The 22,710-nt window shown below is 40.3% G+C and carries 24 protein-coding genes; 15 read left to right on the top strand and 9 right to left on the bottom strand.

Annotated elements, in window-relative coordinates; genetic code table 11:
- Nucleotides 1-107 precede the first annotated feature (107 nt).
- The 5 genes from C9J42_RS04550 to C9J42_RS04530 are packed head-to-tail and all read left to right on the top strand — an operon-like array spanning nucleotide 108 to nucleotide 5,996.
- Nucleotides 108-1,244, top strand: coding sequence for a hydrogenase small subunit (locus C9J42_RS04550; RefSeq protein ID WP_107206420.1), 1,137 nt, complete (start codon nucleotides 108-110; stop codon nucleotides 1,242-1,244).
- Between the two features lie 3 nt (nucleotides 1,245-1,247).
- The gene (locus C9J42_RS04545) at nucleotides 1,248-2,951 is read left to right on the top strand and encodes a nickel-dependent hydrogenase large subunit (RefSeq protein ID WP_107301695.1); all 1,704 of its coding nucleotides are present in this window, start codon (nucleotides 1,248-1,250) and stop codon (nucleotides 2,949-2,951) included.
- An 11-nt stretch (nucleotides 2,952-2,962) separates the two neighbouring features.
- Complete coding sequence (gene cybH / locus C9J42_RS04540) at nucleotides 2,963-3,706, top strand: Ni/Fe-hydrogenase, b-type cytochrome subunit (RefSeq protein WP_107206418.1); 744 nt, start codon at nucleotides 2,963-2,965, stop codon at nucleotides 3,704-3,706.
- Nucleotides 3,707-3,711: 5 nt separating this feature from the next.
- Nucleotides 3,712-4,257, top strand: coding sequence for a HyaD/HybD family hydrogenase maturation endopeptidase (locus C9J42_RS04535; protein WP_107206417.1), 546 nt, complete (start codon nucleotides 3,712-3,714; stop codon nucleotides 4,255-4,257).
- Nucleotides 4,254-5,996 (top strand): hypothetical protein, encoded by a 1,743-nt coding sequence (locus C9J42_RS04530; RefSeq protein ID WP_107246967.1) that lies wholly within the window; start codon nucleotides 4,254-4,256, stop codon nucleotides 5,994-5,996. Before C9J42_RS04535 ends, C9J42_RS04530 begins: the two co-directional genes overlap by 4 nt.
- A gap of 417 nt (nucleotides 5,997-6,413) precedes the next feature.
- On the opposite strand, the gene C9J42_RS04525 is transcribed toward C9J42_RS04530, so the two are convergent.
- The gene (locus C9J42_RS04525) at nucleotides 6,414-6,878 is read right to left on the bottom strand and encodes a GNAT family N-acetyltransferase (protein WP_107261495.1); all 465 of its coding nucleotides are present in this window, start codon (nucleotides 6,876-6,878) and stop codon (nucleotides 6,414-6,416) included.
- A gap of 380 nt (nucleotides 6,879-7,258) precedes the next feature.
- On the opposite strand from C9J42_RS04525, the gene C9J42_RS04520 reads away from it, so the two are divergent.
- From C9J42_RS04520 to C9J42_RS04510, 3 genes are all read left to right on the top strand, one after another.
- A complete protein-coding gene (locus C9J42_RS04520; RefSeq protein ID WP_107301694.1) occupies nucleotides 7,259-8,941 on the top strand; it encodes a phosphoethanolamine transferase in 1,683 nt (560 codons plus the stop codon).
- 104 nt (nucleotides 8,942-9,045) lie between these two features.
- Nucleotides 9,046-9,738 (top strand): response regulator transcription factor, encoded by a 693-nt coding sequence (locus C9J42_RS04515; protein ID WP_107206413.1) that lies wholly within the window; start codon nucleotides 9,046-9,048, stop codon nucleotides 9,736-9,738.
- Nucleotides 9,735-11,003: a HAMP domain-containing sensor histidine kinase gene (locus C9J42_RS04510; RefSeq protein ID WP_107290942.1), complete on the top strand. Its 1,269-nt coding sequence runs from the start codon at nucleotides 9,735-9,737 to the stop codon at nucleotides 11,001-11,003. The genes C9J42_RS04515 and C9J42_RS04510 overlap by 4 nt, the downstream gene beginning before the upstream one ends.
- A 78-nt stretch (nucleotides 11,004-11,081) precedes the next feature.
- Here C9J42_RS04510 and C9J42_RS04505 read toward each other — a convergent pair whose 3' ends face one another.
- From C9J42_RS04505 to hypB, 5 genes are read right to left on the bottom strand one after another with little or no spacing between them, the layout of a single operon-like run.
- Nucleotides 11,082-11,423, bottom strand: coding sequence for a hydrogenase maturation nickel metallochaperone HypA (locus tag C9J42_RS04505; RefSeq protein WP_107206411.1), 342 nt, complete (start codon nucleotides 11,421-11,423; stop codon nucleotides 11,082-11,084).
- Nucleotides 11,423-12,454, bottom strand: a complete 1,032-nt coding sequence (gene hypE, locus C9J42_RS04500) for a hydrogenase expression/formation protein HypE (protein WP_107206410.1) — start codon at nucleotides 12,452-12,454, stop codon at nucleotides 11,423-11,425. The genes C9J42_RS04505 and hypE overlap by 1 nt, the downstream gene beginning before the upstream one ends.
- Before the next feature lie 2 nt (nucleotides 12,455-12,456).
- Entirely contained in the window at nucleotides 12,457-13,575 is a 1,119-nt protein-coding gene (hypD, locus tag C9J42_RS04495; RefSeq protein ID WP_105060057.1) for a hydrogenase formation protein HypD, read from the bottom strand.
- The gene (locus C9J42_RS04490; RefSeq protein WP_005368247.1) at nucleotides 13,572-13,814 is read right to left on the bottom strand and encodes a HypC/HybG/HupF family hydrogenase formation chaperone; all 243 of its coding nucleotides are present in this window, start codon (nucleotides 13,812-13,814) and stop codon (nucleotides 13,572-13,574) included. Before C9J42_RS04490 ends, hypD begins: the two co-directional genes overlap by 4 nt.
- Before the next feature lie 5 nt (nucleotides 13,815-13,819).
- A complete protein-coding gene (gene hypB, locus C9J42_RS04485; RefSeq protein ID WP_005368248.1) occupies nucleotides 13,820-14,551 on the bottom strand; it encodes a hydrogenase nickel incorporation protein HypB in 732 nt (243 codons plus the stop codon).
- A gap of 319 nt (nucleotides 14,552-14,870) precedes the next feature.
- On the opposite strand from hypB, the gene C9J42_RS04480 reads away from it, so the two are divergent.
- Nucleotides 14,871-15,440: a hypothetical protein gene (locus C9J42_RS04480; RefSeq protein ID WP_107206408.1), complete on the top strand. Its 570-nt coding sequence runs from the start codon at nucleotides 14,871-14,873 to the stop codon at nucleotides 15,438-15,440.
- 162 nt (nucleotides 15,441-15,602) lie between these two features.
- On the opposite strand, the gene C9J42_RS04475 is transcribed toward C9J42_RS04480, so the two are convergent.
- From C9J42_RS04475 to hutX, 3 genes are all read right to left on the bottom strand, one after another.
- Complete coding sequence (locus C9J42_RS04475; RefSeq protein ID WP_107206407.1) at nucleotides 15,603-16,010, bottom strand: hypothetical protein; 408 nt, start codon at nucleotides 16,008-16,010, stop codon at nucleotides 15,603-15,605.
- Nucleotides 16,011-16,214: 204 nt separating this feature from the next.
- Nucleotides 16,215-16,772, bottom strand: coding sequence for a heme utilization protein HutZ (hutZ, locus tag C9J42_RS04470; RefSeq protein ID WP_045130810.1), 558 nt, complete (start codon nucleotides 16,770-16,772; stop codon nucleotides 16,215-16,217).
- Nucleotides 16,773-16,827: 55 nt separating this feature from the next.
- A complete protein-coding gene (hutX, locus tag C9J42_RS04465; RefSeq protein ID WP_107301693.1) occupies nucleotides 16,828-17,343 on the bottom strand; it encodes a heme utilization cystosolic carrier protein HutX in 516 nt (171 codons plus the stop codon).
- Nucleotides 17,344-17,723: 380 nt separating this feature from the next.
- On the opposite strand from hutX, the gene C9J42_RS04460 reads away from it, so the two are divergent.
- From C9J42_RS04460 to C9J42_RS04435, 6 genes are read left to right on the top strand one after another with little or no spacing between them, the layout of a single operon-like run.
- Complete coding sequence (locus C9J42_RS04460) at nucleotides 17,724-18,551, top strand: energy transducer TonB (RefSeq protein WP_107301692.1); 828 nt, start codon at nucleotides 17,724-17,726, stop codon at nucleotides 18,549-18,551.
- Nucleotides 18,552-18,554: 3 nt separating this feature from the next.
- Complete coding sequence (locus tag C9J42_RS04455) at nucleotides 18,555-19,256, top strand: MotA/TolQ/ExbB proton channel family protein (protein WP_005368267.1); 702 nt, start codon at nucleotides 18,555-18,557, stop codon at nucleotides 19,254-19,256.
- The gene (locus C9J42_RS04450; protein WP_107206404.1) at nucleotides 19,253-19,678 is read left to right on the top strand and encodes a biopolymer transporter ExbD; all 426 of its coding nucleotides are present in this window, start codon (nucleotides 19,253-19,255) and stop codon (nucleotides 19,676-19,678) included. Before C9J42_RS04455 ends, C9J42_RS04450 begins: the two co-directional genes overlap by 4 nt.
- Nucleotides 19,671-20,540 (top strand): hemin ABC transporter substrate-binding protein, encoded by an 870-nt coding sequence (locus C9J42_RS04445; protein ID WP_107301691.1) that lies wholly within the window; start codon nucleotides 19,671-19,673, stop codon nucleotides 20,538-20,540. Before C9J42_RS04450 ends, C9J42_RS04445 begins: the two co-directional genes overlap by 8 nt.
- Before the next feature lie 48 nt (nucleotides 20,541-20,588).
- On the top strand, nucleotides 20,589-21,626 hold the full coding sequence (locus C9J42_RS04440; RefSeq protein ID WP_107246960.1) for an iron ABC transporter permease: 1,038 nt from the start codon (nucleotides 20,589-20,591) through the stop codon (nucleotides 21,624-21,626).
- On the top strand, nucleotides 21,623-22,462 hold the full coding sequence (locus C9J42_RS04435) for a heme ABC transporter ATP-binding protein (protein ID WP_107301690.1): 840 nt from the start codon (nucleotides 21,623-21,625) through the stop codon (nucleotides 22,460-22,462). Before C9J42_RS04440 ends, C9J42_RS04435 begins: the two co-directional genes overlap by 4 nt.
- The last annotated feature ends 248 nt before the right edge of the window (nucleotides 22,463-22,710 follow it).

The raw sequence follows: 22,710 nt of genomic DNA, 5'->3' as shown, positions 1-22,710 counted from the left end.
AAAAATCAAAAATCTGATATAGATCAATCATCTCTCATCATTACAAGCATAAGATCTGTACGCTATTCCCTTAGCGTATAAGTATTCATAATAAACAAGGTTGATAGATGGACTCGCATGCAGCCCTTTTCGAACTAGGCAAGAAGCGTCTTGCAGAGTTACGAGCAATGAAACCTCTTCGTGAGGAATCATTCAAAGATAAATTAGAACAAAATGGCATTACCCGTCGTGACTTCATGATTTGGAGTGCCACTATTACATCCCTACTGGCTTTACCTTTACCGTTTAGCACCATGGTTGCAGAAGCTGCAGAGCTTTCCGATCGCGTGCCTCTTATCTGGTTAAGTCTTGCAGAATGTACTGGCTGTTCTGAATCACTAACACGTACAACCACGCCAGATATTAGTACCCTTTTATTTGAACATGTTTCTCTTGAATACCAAGAAGTATTAATGGCAGCGGCTGGTCAACAAGCTGAAGAAAACCTCGAAAACGCAATGAAAGCGTACAAAGGCAAATACCTATTAGCAGCAGAAGGCGCGGTTCCTACTGCTAATAACGGTATTTATCTTACGCTTGGCAGCAAAGCTGAAACCGGTATGTCACTGATAAAGCGTGTGGCTAACGATGCAGCAGCCGTTATTTGTGTGGGTACTTGTTCTTCTTTCGGTGGTGTACAGGCAGCTCGTCCTAACCCAACGGGTGCGAAAAGCGTAGGTGCCGTGATTGATCGTCCAGTGATTAATGTTGCAGGTTGCCCACCAAACCCAGCCAACATCACGGGTACATTGATGTACTACATTATGTTTGGTCGTCTTCCTGCTCTTGATATGTTTAACCGTCCTAAGTGGGCATATGGCGCACGTGTGCATGATAACTGTGAGCGTCGTGGTCACTTTGATGCCGGTGAATTTGTCACTGAATTTGGTGATGACAACGCAAAGCAAGGGTACTGCTTATTTAAAATGGGTTGTAAAGGTCCATACACGTACAACAACTGCCCTACTGAGCGTTTCAACGCGCACACAAGTTGGCCTGTTCTTGCCGGTCATGGCTGTATTGGATGTTCTGAACCAGATTTTTGGGATGAAATGGCGTATTTCGAAAAACCATTAAGCCGTCAACCTTTACATGGTTTAGATGCCACTGCCGATACCATTGGCGCTGTGACATTAGGCGTTACTGCTATAGGTATTGGTGCTCACGCAGTGAGTAGTATTTTTGCAAAGAAAGTCGAGGAATAATTCATGAGCAAGCGTGTCGTAATCGATCCCATTACTCGTATCGAAGGCCACTTACGCATCGAAGTTGAACTTGATGCTAACAATGTTATTGAAAAAGCTTATGCCTCTTCTACCCTGTTCCGTGGTTTAGAGATCATCATGAAAGGCCGTACACCTTATGATGTAGGCCTATTAATGCAGCGTATTTGTGGTGTATGTACATCATCACACTACCTATGTGGCACATTAGCGGTTGAAAATGCCATTAATGCCCAAGTGCCTATTAACGCGAAATACATTCGTAGCTTGATTTTAACGTCACTTGAAATGCACGACCACATTGTTCATTTCTACCTGCTACACGGCCTTGACTGGGTGGATGTGGTTTCTGCATTAAGTGCCGATCCTGCAAAAGCGGCACAAGAAGCAATGAAGTGGTCAAAAATACCAATGGCCGCGGGTGAAGGTGAACTACGCGCAGTACAAGAAAAAGTACAAGGCTTAGTAAACACAGGTAAGTTAGGCCCATTTGCTAACGCATACTGGGGCAACAAAACATATGCATTTACACCAGAGCAAAACCTAATTGGTTTATCTCACTACCTTAAAGCACTTGAAGTTCAACGTATTGGCGCTGAAATGATGGCAATTTGGGGTGGCAAAAACCCGCACCCACAATCTATTGTTGTTGGTGGTGTAACTTGTGTTCGTGACATGTTAGATCCTGCTCGCCTACAAGAGTTTAAACAAAAGTTTGTTCATGTCGCTGAATTTATTGAACGTGCCTACCAAGCGGACATTTTGATGGCGGCAGCGGCATTTGGCAAAGAGCCAAGTGTATTAGGCGGCTGTAACGTTAGCACTTTCATGTGTAGTGAATCTATTCAACTAAACGAAGAAGATCAGCTATTTACTGGCGGTGTTATTCGTAATAAAGATCTAACCAAAGCAGAAAATGTTGATCTTAGCCTGATTGCTGAAGACGTGACCCACTCATGGTACAACGCTGATAAACCACAGCACCCATTTGATGGTACAACGATTCCTGAGCACACTCCGTTTATTGAACGTGACACCTTAGAAGGTAAACGTCCAACAATTAACGAAGCCGGTAAATATTCTTGGGTTAAATCGCCACGCTATAACGGCGAACCTGTTGAAGTAGGCCCACTAGCGACTATTGCTGTGAACTACGCAAAAGGTAATCAATACGTTGTACCAGTTGTTAACGAGTTCTTAAAAACAACAGGACTTCCAGCAGGTGCCCTATTCACTACATTAGGTCGTACAGCAGCACGTATGCTTCATACCTTGATCATTGCACGTAATGGTTTAACTACCTTTGAATCTATGGTCGCCAACCTAAATTCAGATCAAACTACGTACATTGAACCAACCATTGATCCTAAAAAAGAATACAAAGGTGTAGGTGTGATTGAAGCGCCTCGTGGTTTATTAAGTCACTGGTTACGTATTAAAGACGGTTTAGTTGAAAACTATCAAGCGGTTGTTCCTACCACATGGAACGCAAGCCCAATTGATGGCAACGGCAAAATTGCACCTTATGAAGCTTCTTTAGTCGGCTTAAAGTTAGAAGATCCAACTAAGCCTCTTGAAGTTCTTCGTGTGATCCACTCATTTGACCCATGCATGGCGTGTTCAGTACACGTGATGGATTACAAAGGCCAATCTTTGAGTGAATTCCGTATTCCAGCACAAGCAGTGTAAGGAAGGAATTTATGTCAACAGATACAGTGTTGTACAAACGATCCTATGTTTTCTCTTTTATTATACGTCTATGTCACTGGCTCCGTGCTTTTGCCATATTTGGTTTGGTGATCACAGGCTTTTATATTGCTTGGCCATTTTTGGTTGCGCCAGATAACACCAACGTATTAGAGCAAGGCTGGGTACGTTTTGTCCATGAAGTACTGGGGTTTGTCCTTATCGCTGTCACGTTAATTCGTGCTTATTTGTTCTTCTTTAGCCGCAGTAATGTTGAAAGACGTTCAGTAAAAGATGCTGTAAGTCCGAATAGCTGGGTAAAACAAATCAAAGCCTATTTTTGGGTTGGACAACCACCCCATCATGGTGCTTACGGCCCGTTACAGTTAGTGGTTTATGCGGGTATTTCTATCGCCGCTATTTTCATGTGTGTAACAGGTTTAACCTTGTATGCCAACGTGTATCACCTCGGTATGGGAGGCCTATTCTGGCAGCCAGCTGAGTGGGTAACCTATGCGATGGGCGGATTAGCTAACGTTCGTGAATGGCACCACATTGTAACTTGGGCGTTCATCGTGTTTGTCTTAATTCACGTTTACATGGTGATTTGGACAGGTATTCGATTCCGCAATGGCTCCGCTGACGCCATTATGTCGGGTTTTGATTACCACCCAGTGCACATTAAAGATAAGAACAAGGGTAACGACCCTGTTCAGCATCAAACTCACCAAACAAACACTGACCATAAAGGCCACTAGCACTAATGAAGATATTGCTACTTGGTATTGGCAATGTCTTGTACGCCGACGAAGGAGTCGGCGTACATTTCGTCAATTACCTCACCGAAAACTACCGCTTTTCACACCCAGAACATCAGATTGATCTCGTGGATGGCGGTACCCTTGCGCATAGTTTGATCCCAACCTTAACCCAATACGATCACCTTATTGTGATTGATACTGTTAATGCTGCTGGTGTAGATGCAGGCGAAGTCTACTTTTTCGATTTTGATAAAGCACCACCTGAGATCGACTGGCAAGGCAGTGCCCATGAAGTAGAAATGCTGCAAACATTGATCATGATGGAATTGGTCGGCGATCGCCCTAAAACATTCGTATTAGGTGTTACCCCTACTGTACTCGAGCCGATGCATTTAGGACTAACACCTAAAATTTATGCTGCTATTCCTACCATGGAATCAGCCATTCTGAATCATTTAACGGATCTGGGCATTAGCTGCGAACGTGTGAACAATATTGAGATTAATAGCTTGATCCCAACCGCTTATAAACGAGGAGTAGAGGCATGAAATTAATTCAATTTTCTTTTAAATGCTCACGCCAAGTGCCGTTTTATGCGCAATTATGTAATGACTATTTAGCCAATGAGCCTTATGAAATTACCGTTGGTTTTGTTAAAAATCGTTATCTAATTGAAGCGGTCGGTGAACAAGCACAACTTGAAGCATTAGCTGAAAAAATTGCCAATGATTTCCTGCTTTCCATTTGGTTAGTTGAATCTAAAGTGGAAGAAATCATCCATCGTGAAGGCAGTGTTGTTCCTCTGGTTAATACTCAACACCACTTACCTTTTTGCCAACATTGCGAACCATTGTTAGGCGATAACCAATCGCCACGATTTGGTGAGCTAGCATTACCTTGTGCATGTTGTCATGGTGAGCAGCGTTTACATCAAGCAATTAGCATCAACCAAGTAAAAGTTTGGGCTAATGATATTCTTACCACTGGCAATGTGTTATTTACCTTAACCACAGAGCAAGGTAAACATCAGGTATTCCAACTCAGTACAACACCGGTTTTAACCTCATCGCAGGAACGCCCACAAATTCTGATCTGTAATCCTAATAATGTACCTTCGCATTTCTTTACTCCATCAGAGCACGTACTCGCGTTATCAAGCCTTGAGAAACCGCGCGTGACTGTACAACCCAGAACACAGCATCGACAGTTACAAGCCCCCTTGTATGATTTGTGTTTTAGCTATAATCGCGTGCTCACTGTACTTACTGAAATTTTACGTCAACAAGGCGTTGATTTCGTATTTATTGATACCAACCATTGGCAACCCTTAATTACATGGATTGAAAAAGGTTGGAGCCAAGTCGATAGCGATCCTGAACTTGATCTTCCTGTGTCAATCAAAGCACTTGAACCCTTACACGATCAAGCCTGTATCAATGGCTTAAATGCCTATTGGCATAAACGTCGTATTCATTTCGATTATAAGCCGAATCATCCAAACGATGTCCCCTCTCATGCACTGCCTATTTGTGCGCTGCATGGCGGTAATATTGAATCAGGAAATGGACGAAATACCGCGGTTATTTATTTTGGTCGATACGCCGCAGGTGAGATTGTTTGCCAAGATAAATTTACCCGTACAGATAGCTTTTTAGTTTTACCTAGCTTGCCACAAACAGGTCATGAAATTATTCGCCTAATGGCAGCAGGAGAACAAGCAGCGATTCTTGCCAAATTTAAAGAATCGCTACCTTATAGCTATCAAGCCCTAAGCCAAATTAACCTTGCTGATAGTCATAATCAGCTATCAGGTTTATTTGCTGTTGCTGCCACCATTCTTGGCTTATCAACATCGAGTACTAATAGTATTCAATACTTAAACGATGCACTGATCGCTAAAGCATTACAAAATAGTGGTCAAAAAGGTCATCGTGTTGATTATTCATTAGATATGGTGAATGGCAAACGCACGATTGAATGGGCAAAAACACTGGGCAGCCTAATGAGTTTTTGCTTAGTTGTTGATGATTCAGAGCTTGATAAACTTGCTTTTGGTATCATGGATTCACTGGCTGACTATATTGCTAACTGGCTAGAGCGTATAGATGAAACCACGGGGTTAAATGCTGTTGTTTTAGCTGGCAGTGATTTTGCCAATGAAGTGTTGACTGAACGCCTATCACTCCGTGTGGGTAAAAACTTTGCAATTACTGTTAACCGTCAATTAGAACTCGATGGTAGCAACCTAAGTGCTGGCGCGTTATACCTAAAAATGCGTCGACGTTAATTCAATTAAAGCTCTATTTAGCTTTCGATAAATAGAGCTTTAATGGTCAATTCACATAACAACGTTCTCATTAATACATGAGTTATTAATTCCTGCTTATTCTTGCTATATGAGAACATAACATTGCAAATGATTATCATTAATGTTTGATAGCCAATTTTTTGACACCCTGTAAAGAAAAATGAATATATGCAATAGATATAACATAATATGTTAGGCATATAGCCACTAAGATCTCAATCTGAATATCGTGTTATTCAAATTATCTTCAGAATGTTCTAGATTAACTTCATACCTAGCCGGTAATTAGGCCCCTTGCCTAAAAATAATCTGAATTCATTGATTATTAAGCCTCATTCTCAAATGAGGCTTTTTTTATTCCCTTTCAAACTACACGGTTGTCTTTTATAAAAAATCTTATTCCGCTGCAAACGTGTAACACATAAACAAGCTGTGGGGATCCGGTAAATAATCAGCAAACGGTTCACAATATTCAAAACCAAACTTTTCATATAAACGACAGGCTGACTCAAAAAAATTATGTGTGCCTGTCTCTAAGCTAATGGTCTTAAAACCCCTGTTATTGGCTTCAACTAAAACATGTTCTAAGAGCCTCGCTCCCACTCCTTGGTTTCGCGCATCAATCTTTGTCCGCATTGATTTCAGCTCGGCATTTTCAGCATCGAGACGTTTAATAGCAACACAACCAAGCAACATATCTTGCTTCCAACAGGTATAAAACGTCACATCCTCAGCCTGAAGTGCATCGAAATCTAACGCATGAACACTATCAGCAGGCGATGTTGCATACATATCTTCTAAATGCTCCATCAACAGCTGAATGACTTGTGGGTGTGTTAAGTCACCAATTTTAATATCCATTTAAAATTCCTTTTACCATAATCTGAGCTGCTAACTACCTACCTTGAAAACACGAGTTATAACATGTTCGTACTAGGTAAACATTGACTTACCTATTATTTATAAAATGGCACCATAACGAGTGGTAAAATCCTTCCTCAATTTCTCACTCAATTTATTTTCTAAGAAGGTAAGCACTCTCTAAATTTGTAACTATTCTCAATAAAGTATGTTCAAAACTGAAACAATCAACATTCTAAATAAATTGCACTAGAGATAAAACGTTTCAACATTTTTTTCACCTTTTAGCGTTTATAACTTACGGCGAATAACGACGTGGAGAAAGAAGGGTTATTCCGCTTATTTGCATCAATTTGGTTTGTAATCCTTCGAAATAAACAATGAATATGATTAAGCAAAAACGTGTTGGTGGCGTATCTTATGCTACCTTTACTTTCCTACTCGCACTGTATTTTACAGCCATAGTTAACTTACCTGTATATAAGGCACTGATTGGAATATTTAGTCAACTTGAAACCGTTAAACTTGGTTTTGTACTCACAATCCCACTTTTCTTTCTCGTCTGCTTAAACTTTCTTTTTTCATTATTTAGTTGGCCTAAGATAAGTAAGCCGTTCTTTATTATCTTACTGATTTTATCAAGTATGGTGAGTTATGCTGGGTTCAACTATGGCATCATGTTTGACTACGGCATGATTGCCAACATCATAGAAACAGACAGCAGTGAAGCCAGCTCTTATCTCAGCTTATACTCTGCAATGTGGACACTTCTAATGGGTGTCATACCCGCGCTGCTCATCTATAAACTGCCAATCAAGCCAATAACAAGCCCTATGACTTTTATTACAGCCAAGCTTGTATCAATGCTAATTTCATTAGTGGTGGTTGGGTTAATTGCAGCAGTGTATTACCAAGACTATGCCTCGGTTGGACGTAATAATAGCTATCTGAAAAAAGTGATTATTCCCACTCAGTTTGTCTACAGCACTATTAAATACGTAAAACACACCTATTTCACCACTCCACAACCTTATAAGCACATAGGTTTGGATGCTAAACAAAGTAACGCAGCCTTAGCGCAGGCAAAAACAAAACCCACACTGATGATCATGGTAGTTGGTGAAACAGCTCGTGCGCAGAATTACGAACTAAATGGCTATCACCGTAACACCAACCGTTATACTCGTGAGCTTAATATGATCTCGTTTCAAGACGTAACAGCATGTGGTACAGCAACAGCAGTCTCGGTGCCTTGCATATTTGCCAATTTGAACCGAGACAACTTCGAACGCTCGCAAGCGGATAACCAAGATAACCTCCTTGATATTCTGCAACGCGCTAACGTTTCTCAGCTATGGAAAGAAAACGATGGAGGTGATAAATCTGTCGCGAAGAATATTACTAAGATCGAGATAGATCGTTCCCGTAAAGATGAGATGTGTAATGGCTCAACTTGTTACGACATGGCGCTACTTGAAAATATCGAACAAGATATCGAAGATCTAAGTGGTAATCGCATGATCACGCTTCATTTAATTGGTAGTCATGGCCCCACGTACTATCAACGTTACCCATCAAATAAAGCGATATTCCAGCCTGATTGCCCACGAGCTGATATTGAAAACTGCAGCCAAGAGCAAATCATCAACAGCTACGATAATACGATTTTATATACTGACTATGTGATCAGCCAAATGATCGAGAAACTACAACAACTGAATGAGCAATATAATACTGCGCTGGTTTATATCTCAGATCATGGCGAGTCTCTCGGTGAAAACGGCACTTATTTGCACGGTATTCCTTATCGGTTTGCCCCCGAATACCAAACCAAAGTACCGTTAATAGTATGGATGTCGCCAAGTTTTCAACAAACGAAAAATATTGACTATACCTGTTTAAAACAAGCAGCTAGCAAAACGGGCACCTACTCTCACGATAATATCTTTCATTCCATGCTGGGCGTGATGGATGTCAGTACCGAAGAGTATCAAGCAGAATTAGATATTTTCAGTCAATGCCGTGATAAATTTGCAACTGAAGTTGCGAAATATAACAATTAACTATCATCAATCTAACGAATAAAAGAAAAGAGAATAACTAACCTAACAACCTATTCTCTTTTCTCGTTACTTAGCGTGCTGATCAACCATCGAACTTAAATATAATGAAATTATTACTCATTGAAGATCACCAAGATATAGCCAATATCATCTTCGACTTTTTTGAAATTAAAAGTTATACGCTTGATTACGCTAACAATGGCATCCAAGGATACAAACTGGCAAAGCAACATCATTATGATTTGATCATACTTGATGTCATGCTGCCACGTATGGACGGCTACATGGTATGTCAACAATTACGTAAAGATGGCATCGATACTCCTATACTCATGCTTACAGCCCGAGATACTCGTGAAGATACATTAGAAGGTTTTGCAACGGGTGCTGATGATTACTTAATTAAGCCTTTTGATTTAGAGATCCTTGAAGCAAGGATTACCGCTTTAACCCGTCGCCGTAAAGGAAACACAGCGGCACAAATACTGCAATTTGGTGATTTGTTCCTTGATCTCAAAACTCACATTGCCACCCGTGAAAACAGACAGATACCACTTAACCCTACTCTATTTACTATTTTGAAATTAATGCTGTTACGAGCACCAGATACCCTCACAAAACAAGAATTAATTAATACCTTATGGGGCGATGATGAACCTGAAAACAATGTACTACGTAGCCACATCTATCAATTAAGAACTCAAATAGACAAAGGCTTTAATCATAGCTATATCAAAACTATCCCTAAAGTGGGCTACCAGCTCATCAAACAGATTAAAGAAGATAAGCAACAATGAAAAAACTACGCTCTGCACGCGAAATAACGTTTTTCTATTTTGCTGTTGTCGCTATAGCCATGATCACCATCCACTTCGCTTTAGTTGAGTCAACAGTGGATGAGCTCGAATTATTAAATGCACAAAATGCCCTAGAACACAAAACTGAAGATATTATAAATAAGCTACAAAACTCACCTTCAGAATTACAGTACATAACTCGCACCAGCCAAAGTTATGTGGGTTTAGCCAATGTTCCTAAACACTTTGATATTGATAAAGATCTCCCCTATAACGAGGCGATCGAAGTATACCAACCTAATGGATACTCAACAGACTATTTTGTAATGAAAAGTTTAATGACCAATAGTAACGGTCATCATGCTGATCTCTACACTTTTTACTTTGATGAAATCTATGAGCTTAGTGAAGATCAGATCTTTAAAGAGAATATCGAGCAAGCCGTAATTTCAGTCATACTTTTAATTATCACCTTGACGATTATGCTGCTAATTTCACGCCGCCTAAACCATCCTTTATCGGTTCTCACCCATCAGTTGCAACGTCGTTCAGCCAATGATTTAAGCCCAATAGTCATCCCCAAAGGTGTTAAAACACAAGAGTTAACCATGCTTGTTGATAGTTTAAACCAATACCAAGATCGTATTAAGCAATCCATCGAACGGGAGAGAGCATTTAATCGATATGCAAGTCATGAACTTCGTACACCACTCATGGTGATAAAGGGAGCAACCTATTTATTAGCACATTCTTCAGCACCCGAGTTTATTGACAAGCAACGGGATCGTTTATCTAGAGCCTGTGATGAAATGAATGACTTCGTTACAACGTTACTTTCTCTTACTCGTGAGGAAAATCTAGATGAGCTACAAAGCCGTGAGTTAACCAAAGACGAATTAGAAGAAATAGTACAAAGTCACTTACATTTGTTAAAGAATAAGCCCGTCGAATACCGTATTGAATTAAGCCACTCTATTGACATTAAAATTCCTAAAACCAGTTTAAAAATCCTAGTAGGAAATTTACTCAAAAACGCATTTTCTTGCACTGAGAAAGGTTCAGTCGTGATTAGTGTTACCCCATTACGTATATCGATTATTGATACTGGAATCGGATTAGAGAAAAAGCCAAGAGGTGTGGAAGGATATGGCTTAGGATTACTCATATCCCGTGATATATGCCATAAATACGGTTATGAATTCGAGCTTCTGAATAACCCACACGGTGGTTGTCGTGCACAAATAAGCATTCAGCCTACTCAGTAGTTTCACAGTATCAACAATAAAAAAGGCAGCCACTGTATTCGACAGCGCTGCCTTTATCTTATTCATAGGATTGTTGCTTTATTCCAACTCAAGTTGCATCAGTAACAAATCTTCGCCATCAATAACCTGTGTGCGATTACTCTGGCAATGGCTGCAAATAATACTGCGCTCGTTATGCGTGGTTTCTTGCCCACACTCAAAACACGATAATACTAAGGGTTGGATCTGCATTTCAAATATTGCGTCATGACAAACCCCTTCTAACTTAAAGGTTTGAAAGGCTGTTTCTAATAACGCTGGTTCAACACCGCTTAAAATACCGACTTTTATTGCAACACGAGTCACTTTGGTCGCGTCATTATCTTCGGCATGTTGTTCGCATTGTTCAATTAAAGCGCCAACAATGGAATATTCATGCATTAACAAATCCTCGGAAGTAACTCACCTTGTGGTAAATCAAGGTAACGACGGCTACCCCATCCGCTAGTTAAGATTACGCGACCTGCATAATCATCACTGACTTCACCAATAATGGCAGCATCACCACATGCAGCAAATGCGCTTAATACTTCTAATGCTTTTTCTGCTTGTTCTTGTGGTAGTGCGATAATAAATGTTCCTTCGTTTGCAAGATCAAACGGTTCAAAACCGTATAACTCACAAAGCCCACGTACTTCTTCACTTACAGGCACATCATCTTCAACCACATTGATACCAATGTCAGACGCTTGCGCCCATTCGTTAAGTACTGCAGATAAACCACCACGTGTAGCATCACGCATTGCATGAATATCAAGATCTGCGGCAATTAACGCCTCAACCGCAGGCCATAAGGTATTGCAATCACTAATAAGTTCAGATTCTAGCGTTAGCCCTTCACGTGCCATTAAAATAGCGGCGCCATGACGACCAATATCACGAGAAACAATGATTGCATCACCTTGTTTTAGGTTACGTACCGAAATGCCAGATTTAGTAATAGTGCCAACACCTGTGGTATTGATAAACAAACCATCCGCACACCCTTTAGGCACAACTTTAGTATCGCCGCACACGATTTTAGCGCCAGAAATACTGAGCTCATTTGCCATGCTATCAACAATGGTCTTTAGATTAGCAACATCAAAGCCTTCTTCGATGATCACACTGCAACTCAAATACTGAGGTTTTGCGCCCATCATCGCAAGGTCGTTCACCGTACCTGCAATGGCTAATTTACCGATATTGCCACCAGCAAAAAACAATGGCGAAACCGTAAAGGAATCGGTAGTAAAAGCCGTGTTACCTTCCAGTGTTAAAACCGCAGCATCTTCTTCATTACGAAGGATATCGTTATCAAACGCTTTAAAGAATAAGCCTTTGATCAGCTTATTCATTTCCTGACCACCGCCACCATGACTTAATTGAATCGACTTGGTTGTAGATAAGGTTGTTAAATCAATATCAGTCATTATTAAACGCCTCGGTAACGGAAATAAGCATTACATGCACCTTCAGAGCTCACCATACAGCTACCTAATGGTGTTTGCGGTGTACAACCACGTCCAAAGACTTTGCAATCTTGAGGTTTCGCTAAGCCGCGAAGAATATCACCACATTGACATGCTTTATGATCATCAATCGGTGTCATGGGTAAGCAATCCGCAAAACGTATTTCAGCATCACGGTGTTGATAAGCAGCATTTAATTTCAACGCAGAATTAGCAATAGGTCCTAAACCACGCCAGCGAAAACTATCGCGCACATCAAAACAACGTTTTACGGCTTGTTGAGCAACCGTATTACCCTCTTCTGTTACTGCACGCGTATATTGCACGTCGAGTTCAGGTTCACCCGCGATTTTTTGTTTAGTGATACGTAGAATAGATTCCATCACATCAACAGGTTCAAAACCTGCAACGACTACGGGAGTATTGTATTTCTCAACCAACGGACGATAAATCTTCGCCCCTTCAATCACACTCACATGTGACGGGCCAATAAACGCATTCACTTTTACCGCTGGATCAGCCATTACCGCATCAACAGCAGGCGGCACTAAAACATGGTTAATGTGAAAGTAGAGATTATTGATTTGGCGTTGCTCTGCAAGCTCAACTAAAACGGCGGTCATAGGCGTTGAGGTTTCAAAACCAATGGCAAAGAAAACCACCTCTTTATCCGGGTTTTCTGTCGCAATGGTTAAGCAATCAAGCGGATCGTAAATAGGTCGAATATCACAACCCTTAGCACGATATTGCGCCAAACTACCTTTTGAACCCGGAACGCGGATCATATCGCCAAGGGTAACTAAAATAACATTGGGTTGGCATGCCAGTGCAGCGGCATGATCAATACGTTCTTTGGGCATAACGCAAACAGGACAACCAGGGCCATGAATAAAATCAATATTCTCAGGTAGTAACTGCTTTAAACCATACTTCATGATGGTATGTGTATGGCCGCCACACACTTCCATCACTTTTAAAGGCTCAGGTAATTGTGGCGCTATGGCTTTTATCTGCTCGGCTAAACTCAGTACAGTATCAGCATCACGAAAGCCTTGATATAACTGTTTTAAGTCAAAACTCATAATGCTAATGGCCCTGCTTCAGCCAACAGTAAACGGTACATTTCTAAACTTTCTTGGGCATCTTTATCATCAATTTTGCTCATCACAAAACCAATATGGATTAATACATAATCCCCTAACGCCAAGGGCTCAGTTAATAAATGACAGCTTACTGTTCGCTTAACTCCCATGGTATCAACCGTGACACTATTTTCTTCAGGATGTAACTCAACCACCTGTGAAGGAATAGATAAACACATGATAATTATCCTTCAATCAGATTGTTGTTAATCCATGATACAAGTGGTTGGAAGCTTTCAGGATCTTTGGTTGATAATGAAATAACTTCAACATTAGGATTAAGTTTTTGTAGTTGCGCTTTTGCTTCTTCAATACTGAAATCAAAATACGGCAATAAATCACACTTAGTAATAAGAACGACATCAGCGCGGCGGAACATCACTGGGTATTTTTCAATTTTATCATCGCCTTCTGGTACTGAGACCAATACGATATTTTTATGCGTGCCCACATCGTAACTCGCAGGGCAAACAAGATTACCGACGTTTTCAACGAAACAAATATCAAGATCATCTAATTCAATATGATGAAGCGCGGAATGCACCATGAACGCATCAAGATGGCAGGCCGAACCCGTTTGAATTTGGTAGGCATTAATCCCTTGCGCTTTTAATCGATCAGCATCGCGTGATGTTTCTAAGTCACCTTCAACAACGGCATATTTCAGCGGCGTATACTGATGTAGATGTTCTAATAAGGTCGTTTTACCGCTACCAGGGCTACTCATTAAATTAAATGCAGTCACATTTTTAGCATTAAAATGCGCACGATTGTGTGCCGCTTCTACATCATTTTTATCTAGTATTTTGTGAATTACCGATAAGGTTTTTTTATCATTAAGCTGAGGGTTTGCTTGTAATTGGTGATGATGGTGATGATCACCACCTGCGAGTGAACAACCGCAATCTTGACACATAGGAGCTCCAACCGACATCAGTTTACCGACTCAACGAGATAAAGAGGTAAACCTTAACAGACTAAAAGGTATAAAGTGGTCATTTAATATGCAACAACCAAAAATTTAGCCTCAATTATCTACGCTATAAAAGAATATTGCAATTGTATGACGATTTATTTGCGTAGAACTATGATTTACGATATTAGTAATAAAAGTTAATACGCAGGCAATGCGAACAATTGTCAGACTATATTCAGGCTTACTGACTATCATCTGACAATACAAATTGAAACGCATCGTATATTAGCGATATCAACATAATTAAAGAGAAAGTCATATGCATACTAAAGCATCAAGCTTAAAATCAAAGCTACTAAAAGCAGCTGTTCCTCTAGCACTTGCATGCGTATTTACCGCAGCTCCTGCTATGGCTAAAGAGGCTACCGTTGTTCCAGCTGCTGCTCCTCAGATTACAGCTCAACAGCAAAATATCGCTAACCGTATTGGTGTGATTCAACAAGAGCTTGCGGGTATCCGTCATCAGACTCTTCAATCTCACCCTGAATTGGTGAAAGAGCTAAAAGCTTACGAAACAGCTTTTAATAACAAAGTAAAAGAAAAAGGTTACAACCCAGAGAAGCTAATCAAACGCGCTCAAGAAATTCAACTTGAAGCACGTAAAGACGATTTATCTAATGCGAAGCGTACTGAGCTTATCAAAGAGTTTACTAACATTCGTATGGAATTAGCGAAACAGCAGCAATCTATCCTGTCTGATCCTGCAATTAGCAAGCAAGACAAACAAGTACAAAAAGATGTACTTACAGCTATGAAAAAGCAAGATCCTAAAGCAGAGAAACTGCTTACTGAACTAGATAGCTTAGTGAAACAATTCAAAAAAAGTTAATTCCTTTTATTAACTTTTAGAAAAAAGGATAGCACTATCGCTATCCTTTTTTATAAACAAAATTTGCTATCAGCACTACTCGGCGTCAATCACTTCAAAAAAAAGAGCAGCCATGTTAGCTACTCTTTCTTCTTAACTTAATGTTTCACCAAATGGCTAAGCTTATAAACACATTGGCTTATTTTCGCTTAGCATCCTCATGCCTTTAATAATTTTAAATAGCCAATAAAGTACAGCAACGATAGCAATGGCAGCGCCAACAAATGGTAGAACATTTAACACACTATTCATTACATCGTGAAGCATTGAACCTTGCACCCAATAATCAGCACCGGCAACCATACCCGTTGTTGTTGCCGCTGTTACACCCAATACCACAAAAAATGTAAAGAATAAAAAGAAGCTACGGATAATGGAGTAATAGTGGCTATATGTAAGCTCGTCAGTACCTTTGTTTAATTGGTACCCTGCATAAATGATTGCCACAATACCAGAGGTAAGCAGTGTAAACGGAGTAAGAAAGCTTGCTATATACGCAAACCAAACGCCTTTTTTATTATCCTGTGTCATAACGTTAATCCATATCTGCAATAAAGGTAATGATTTAGCTCTAATTATCACAGGTATTTCAGCGACTTCAAGTTTCGCTGCAAATTAGAATGATCAGGATCAAAACAGGCTGTTTACACTTCGCTAAAGTCTGCTATAACACCCTAAACAAACAAATGCCTGTACATTTCAGCACAGGCATTTATAAGAGAATAGTTTGAAATACTATAGCTTTTCTTCGGCTGACTCGATCTCACTCCCGTCTTTAACACGACGGTGACCTTCTTGTAGATGAACAAAATCTACTAAATCATCGCCACTGACTTGGAATGCCTGGCCAAACCCTTTAACAAATAAACCTTGAGTCGGTGCTAAGCGGAACAATGAAAAATCTTCTAACCCACTTAAGCCTTCTACAATTTCACCAAAACGCGTTTGCAGTGCAGCAATTCCTTGATGCCAACGATCTGATTTTCGTTCAATCACACTCACATCAGCTTCAAACGTTAGACGCTTGCGGGCGTAAAGCACTTTAGATGCAGATTCGTCTTCAATCATCATTAAAGAGACTTGCGGGTTTTCAAGTAGATTTCTGGCATGTTTAGCAATTTGGCTAATTAATACGTAATAACCATCATCAAGCAAAGCGAACGGTGCATAGCTCACATTGGGTTTACCGTTCGCATCTACCGTTGCTAATTGTAGCGTTTGGCATGCTTCGCGGAATTCTTTAATCTCAGGACCAAGGCGATTTTGCAAACGTTCCTGTTTTACTTCACTCATGATATTTCTTCCTCAATTTGACTAGCTTTTCTTTGGCCTAGTTCTTCGACTAGATTTATTTAATTTGTTTTAACAACTTAAATTTCTCAATTTGCTCTGGGAACAAGTTACGATGTTTATCTCTACCTAAATAGACTTTAAATACACACTCGCCTGTTACGGCAAAAAAACCGATGAAGTAACTTTCCTTCCCCATAAAAGGTTTACTGACGAGCGCAACGTCCGAAACAAGATCTAAACGTAAGTGACCATGTAACTCGCCCTCTTTACCCATTAGATTATAATATCCACGCGCTTCTTTGCCTTTTGGGAACGCCGCTTTTACTTCAAAGATAGAGCCCATTGAATGCACAATCGTAGTAACAGGTCCCCATTCAGGTAACAACTCTACAATTGTTTTCGCTAAATGGCCGGGCAATAAACACACCATTTCATCAGGGTAAGACATGACAACCTCACCTTCTGTTACGGCTAATTGCTCTGCGATTGAAACAGCATGAAGTTTTGGGTTGTCAGTTAATAAATCAGCGACTTTCAATTTCAATTCTTCACGAGTGTATTGCTCAAACACCTTGGTTTTCCTTCTCTTTAGATATTTTTCTATACAACCAGCTTCCATAGAAAAAAAACTATTTATTGCGTCCATAAATTCTATGCATTTTTACTTTAGCCTTTGTTACTAAACGTTCTCAAGTGAGCAAGTCTAAGTCTTACATCATCGGCTAACTGTGCTCATGATATTAACGATCAAATAATATTGCAAATGATAATTGATATTATTCGTATTTCATGGATAATGATGTTTATACTGGTTATAAACATTAGTGTTACATCTAAAAAACAACTCTAATCTATTGAATAAACGGAATTATATTAAGAAATACACCATGCAAAAAACCGCAATTAAACATTTAGTTCACATTCCTTCATCTGTTCAATAAGGCGTACATTGTGAATATAAAACGTTATCTCATTGCTGGCTGTGCCTCTATTCTCTTCCACAGTCTTATTGTGTCAGCAATGCCAGAGAAGAAGATCATTACAGTCCCTCTTGAAAAGTCGACGAGCGTGGCTGTCAACTTAGTATCACTACCTAATATAAAACCAGAAACCATCGTTGCACCTGCTACGGCTCAGCCTTCAGCAATCGTGACTCCTCAACCGGTTGTTAAAAACACACCTGCACCAAAAACAACAATGAAAAAGTTGGTCAAAAAATCACAACCTGAAAAGAAAAAGAAAACAGTTAAAGCTCCGGTTCAACCCACGAAGAAAGCCCCAACGAAAATAGAAAAAAAGCCAGTAGTAACGAAAAATATTCAGAAAAAAGTTGAGAAAAAAGTTGAGAAAAAAACAGCGACTAAAAACGTAACAAATGCCCAACGAAAAACTGAGAAATTTGAACTTAAACCAACAGATTCTAGCCAGCCTGTGTCATCACAACTGGCATTAAATAAGACAACTAAAGCTAAAAAAACAACCGTTGGAGCACATTCACCTCAATTGGTCTCAAAACCCACGTTTGCCACGAAACCTTCCGCTGTGAAGTATCCACAATTAGCAAAACGTCGTGGTATTGAAGGCACAGTCTTAGTTGAAGTACTGATTGCAAAAGATGGTCATCAAGTTAAACAAAAACTGGTTAAATCATCTGGTGCCAATGTACTTGATGATGCGGCACTTAAAGCGATTAAAAAGTGGCGCTTCTCACCCCATATTGTTGACGGCATTGCTATTGCACACCGTGTTCAAATTCCCGTTCGTTTCAAATTGGATTAAATCATGCCTTTTATTGATAACCTCAACCAGCAACTTGGCCTAATGGCGTGGCCTCTTATTATTTGTTCTGTGCTCACTGTTATGATTTTAACTGAGCGTCTTATTCAAGTTTTGTTATGTACCGGTGTAGGCAAAACAAAAGTTACAGCATTACTTGCTCAGCAAAACCGTCACGACGAACACGCACTAGATAATTTAACCGAGGAGCTAAAACAGCAACGCCCTTTGCTTTATAAAGGAATTGCGATGTTAATTGCGCATCGCCATTTCACTAAACCATTACGTGAAGATGCTGCCGCTATTTGGTTAATACAAAAACGCACTGAATTACGTTCAGGTTTACGCTTATTAAGTCTGATTGGTGTTATTAGTCCGTTACTTGGTTTACTCGGTACAGTGCTTGGCTTAATTGATATGTTTACCGGTATTTCCCATTCAACAGGCTCTGTGACTCCCAGCGATCTTGCTGACGGTCTTGGTCTTGCTATGCGAACAACAGCTGCTGGTTTGATCATCGCACTTCCTGCCATTACTGGTGCACAACTACTTGGGCTATGGGCTGATAATGTTACGGCTAAACTAGAACACAGTTTAAACCGTTGTAATCTTTGGCTTGAAGGAATGAATGTTGACGCTGAAAACGGGAAAACATCAGCCTGTGATACCTGCGAACAAAACCCTGCCGTTAATGGGACTGCATCATGATCAAAGCCAACAGTAGCGTTTTCCAAACTGAGGAAATGAATCCAGACCTGACTCCATTACTGGATATTATTTTTATTGTCATGGTGTTTTTACTGTTAACAGCCACAGTGAAAATTAAAGCCCTCGATGTCGATTTACCACAAACAGCAACCAAAACATTACAGACAACCCAAGCCGATCCTATTGCTATTAATTTAGTATCAGAAGCACCTTATTGGGCACTGCAAGGTAAAAAAATCAATCAATGGGATGACTTCAAAACAGCCTTGTTACAAGAAGTGAAAACTAACCCAACGAAACCTGTTGTGATTGGTGCAGATAAAGCAGCCTCTGTTGAACAAATGCTCAAATTACTCGCCTTCTTGCAAGAAAATAATATCAAAGCGACTCAGCTACTTATGGAAGAATCAAACAATGCATAAACACTCTCTATTAAAAACCTCTTTATTGACGCTGGTGTTAGGACTTAGTAGCTACGCGCAAGCAAGTACGGACTCAGCAACTGAGAAAAATAAAATCATCAGTGCTGGTGCTTCAGTTACTCAAATCATTAACGCCTTAGATGCTAATGATCAAGTCGTCGCCGTTGATCTAACAAGTAAAGGATTAGTGGATAAATCAACCCCTAAAGTGGGTTATCACCGCCAGCTTTCAGCTGAGAACTTAATGTCTTTATCCCCGACTCACCTTGTTGGTTCTAATGAAATGGGGCCACAAAGTACACTTAACCTACTTGAGCAATCAGGTGTTGAAGTTGATATTGTTAACTCAGGGGAAACCGTCAAAGATTTGCTTACACGTATTGATCAGATTGCTAAACTCACTGATCATCAAGATCGTGCTGAAAAGCTAAAACAAAAGCTTAATGTTCAGCTAGATAAAATTAATACTGCAACTGCCAATATTAAGACTCCTAAAAAAGTCTTGTTCTTAATGATCCATGATGGTCGCCCAATTAACATTGCAGGAAGTAATACTACTGCAGATAGCATCATTACACTTGCTGGTGCTAAAAACCCTGCTGCAACATCAATCAGTAACTACAAGCCTATATCTGGTGAAGCAATTGTTACCATGCAACCAGATATTATTTTGTTGAGCACACGTACAGCTAGCAAGATCAAAAACATGCAAGATCTTATTGCCCAAATGCCATTAATTGCCGCAACACCGGCTGCAACAAATAATGCATTACTCACAATAAAAAGTACTGCGCTCATTGGTGGTTTAGGACTCGAGAGTGTTAATGAAGCTTTAAAGCTTAATCAGGCTATTTATCCTTAAATTACGCCTCTATCATCCCTATTTATTCGTGCGTAAGGTTGTTGTTACATGTATGCAAAACGCTTCTCAGCCCATCATATTTATATAATAAGTATCGCCTTACTTATTTTTACAGGGCTTTCTTCTATTGTTATAGGTCCTATGGCGATCAGTTATAAACAAAGTTTGTTAGCACTATTACCCGGTGATCATGAACTTGCTAAACATGTCAGCCTAGTGATCCATCAAATTCGTTTACCACGTACGCTTCTCTGTTTTGCTATCGGTGCAATTTTAGCTGTATGTGGCGCTGTACTACAGGGACTGTTTCGCAACCCGCTTGCAGATCCTGGGATCATCGGAATCACGGGCGGTGCAGGCTTAGGTGCTGCATTGGCCATTGTCTTATTTGCCCCTCTCACCGCATCATTCCCTCAGCTTTTAAACTTCGCTATTGTGCCTATTTTTGCCTTTATTGGCGGCGCAATCAGCACCGTTTTAGTTTATCGCTTAGGCACAGATAAAAACGGCACATCGGTGATGATCATGCTACTCGCTGGTGTCGCGATAACCGCAATTTCAGGCGCAGGGCTTGGGTTACTCAATTATGTTGCCGACGATCAAGCCTTACGTGATTTATCATTGTGGTCAATGGGTTCACTGGCTGGTGCAACATGGACAGGCATTATTCTCGCCTATTGCACATTCGGGTTACTCTTTACCTATTTTTATCGTCATACCAGTAATTTAAACGCGTTGTTATTAGGCGAAGCTGAAGCTCGACATATGGGGGTTAACACCCAAAAACTAAAACGTAATTTAATTATTACATGTGCTGCGGGAGTGGGTATGACTGTTGCCGTTTGTGGCCCGATTGGCTTTATTGGCTTGGTTATTCCTCATGTGGGGAGAATGCTAACAGGTCCAAATCATAAAACCTTATTGCCAATTTCGGCTTTACTTGGCGGCTTAATCCTCTTGGTTGCCGATATGATTGCTCGAAGCGCATTCTCGCCTCAAGAACTGCCGGTTGGGATCATCACCGCCATGTTAGGCGCGCCTTTCTTTATCTATTTATTAGTTAATCAAAAGAGTCAGATGTCATGACGTTAAATCATTCAGCAAAGGTCGATTTTACAGCAAGTAGCGACAAAGTCTGTGTTATTCAGGCTCGCGACTTATCATTACAATTCGGTGATAAAGTCCTGCTAAATCATCTTGATATTGATATTCACGCAGGAGAAGTCACCGCATTACTTGGGCCAAACGGTGCAGGTAAAAGTACCCTGTTAAAAGTATTATGTGGTGAGATTACGCCAAAATCAGGCACGGTTTCTTTCTTTGAACAACCGCTTAATAATTGGGCTCGGGAAGAATTGGCATGTCACTTAGGTGTCCTTCCACAACATAGCGCATTATCGTTTGCCTTTACCGCGAAAGAAGTTGTCGAGCTAGGCGCAATTCCATTGCAGCTCACTTCGCCTGAACTGAAAGATGCAACAGCATCAAGCATGCAATACGTTGATATTAACAATTTAGCTAAACGTCTCTACCCCACCTTATCGGGGGGTGAAAAACAGCGTGTACACCTTGCCCGGGTTTTAACACAACTCAGTAAAGCCGGTGATAAATGTATCTTGATGTTAGATGAACCCACCTCAGCACTCGATCTCGCCCACCAGCACCACACCTTACAAATTGCCCAAAATATGGCTATACAAGGCGCCGCTGTAATTGTGGTATTGCACGATTTAAACCTTGCAGCCCAATACACTGATCGGATGATTTTCCTTAATGAAGGAGAAATAAAAGCCGACGGCACGCCAACACAAGTTCTTACTCCTGAAGTAATAGATACCTTATATGGTTGGCCTGTCAGTGTTCATACTCATCCAAGTGGTGATTTTCCTTATCTTTTATCAGCCAATCATTCTGTTTTTTAACGTTTTATCTATTAATGACTAGATATACACAATAAATTGAAGCTATTAGCATGACAAACATCGAGTTTTTACGGTTAATGATCAATTAATTCAATCAAGTTGAATAGAAAGATTGCACAACGCAAAACACACAGTAAAATGTGATCGCAAGCGATTACATGTGTAATTAGTGTAAAAATAGTTTCTATCTTCTAATGCCGCATTTTACTGCGGCTTTAGTTGTTTATGATCCATGATAATTGCAACAC

The organism is Photobacterium sp. GB-56, from assembly GCF_003026105.1.
Taxonomy (GTDB): Bacteria; Pseudomonadota; Gammaproteobacteria; order Enterobacterales; family Vibrionaceae; genus Photobacterium.
This window is presented reverse-complemented; position numbering and strand designations above follow the sequence as displayed.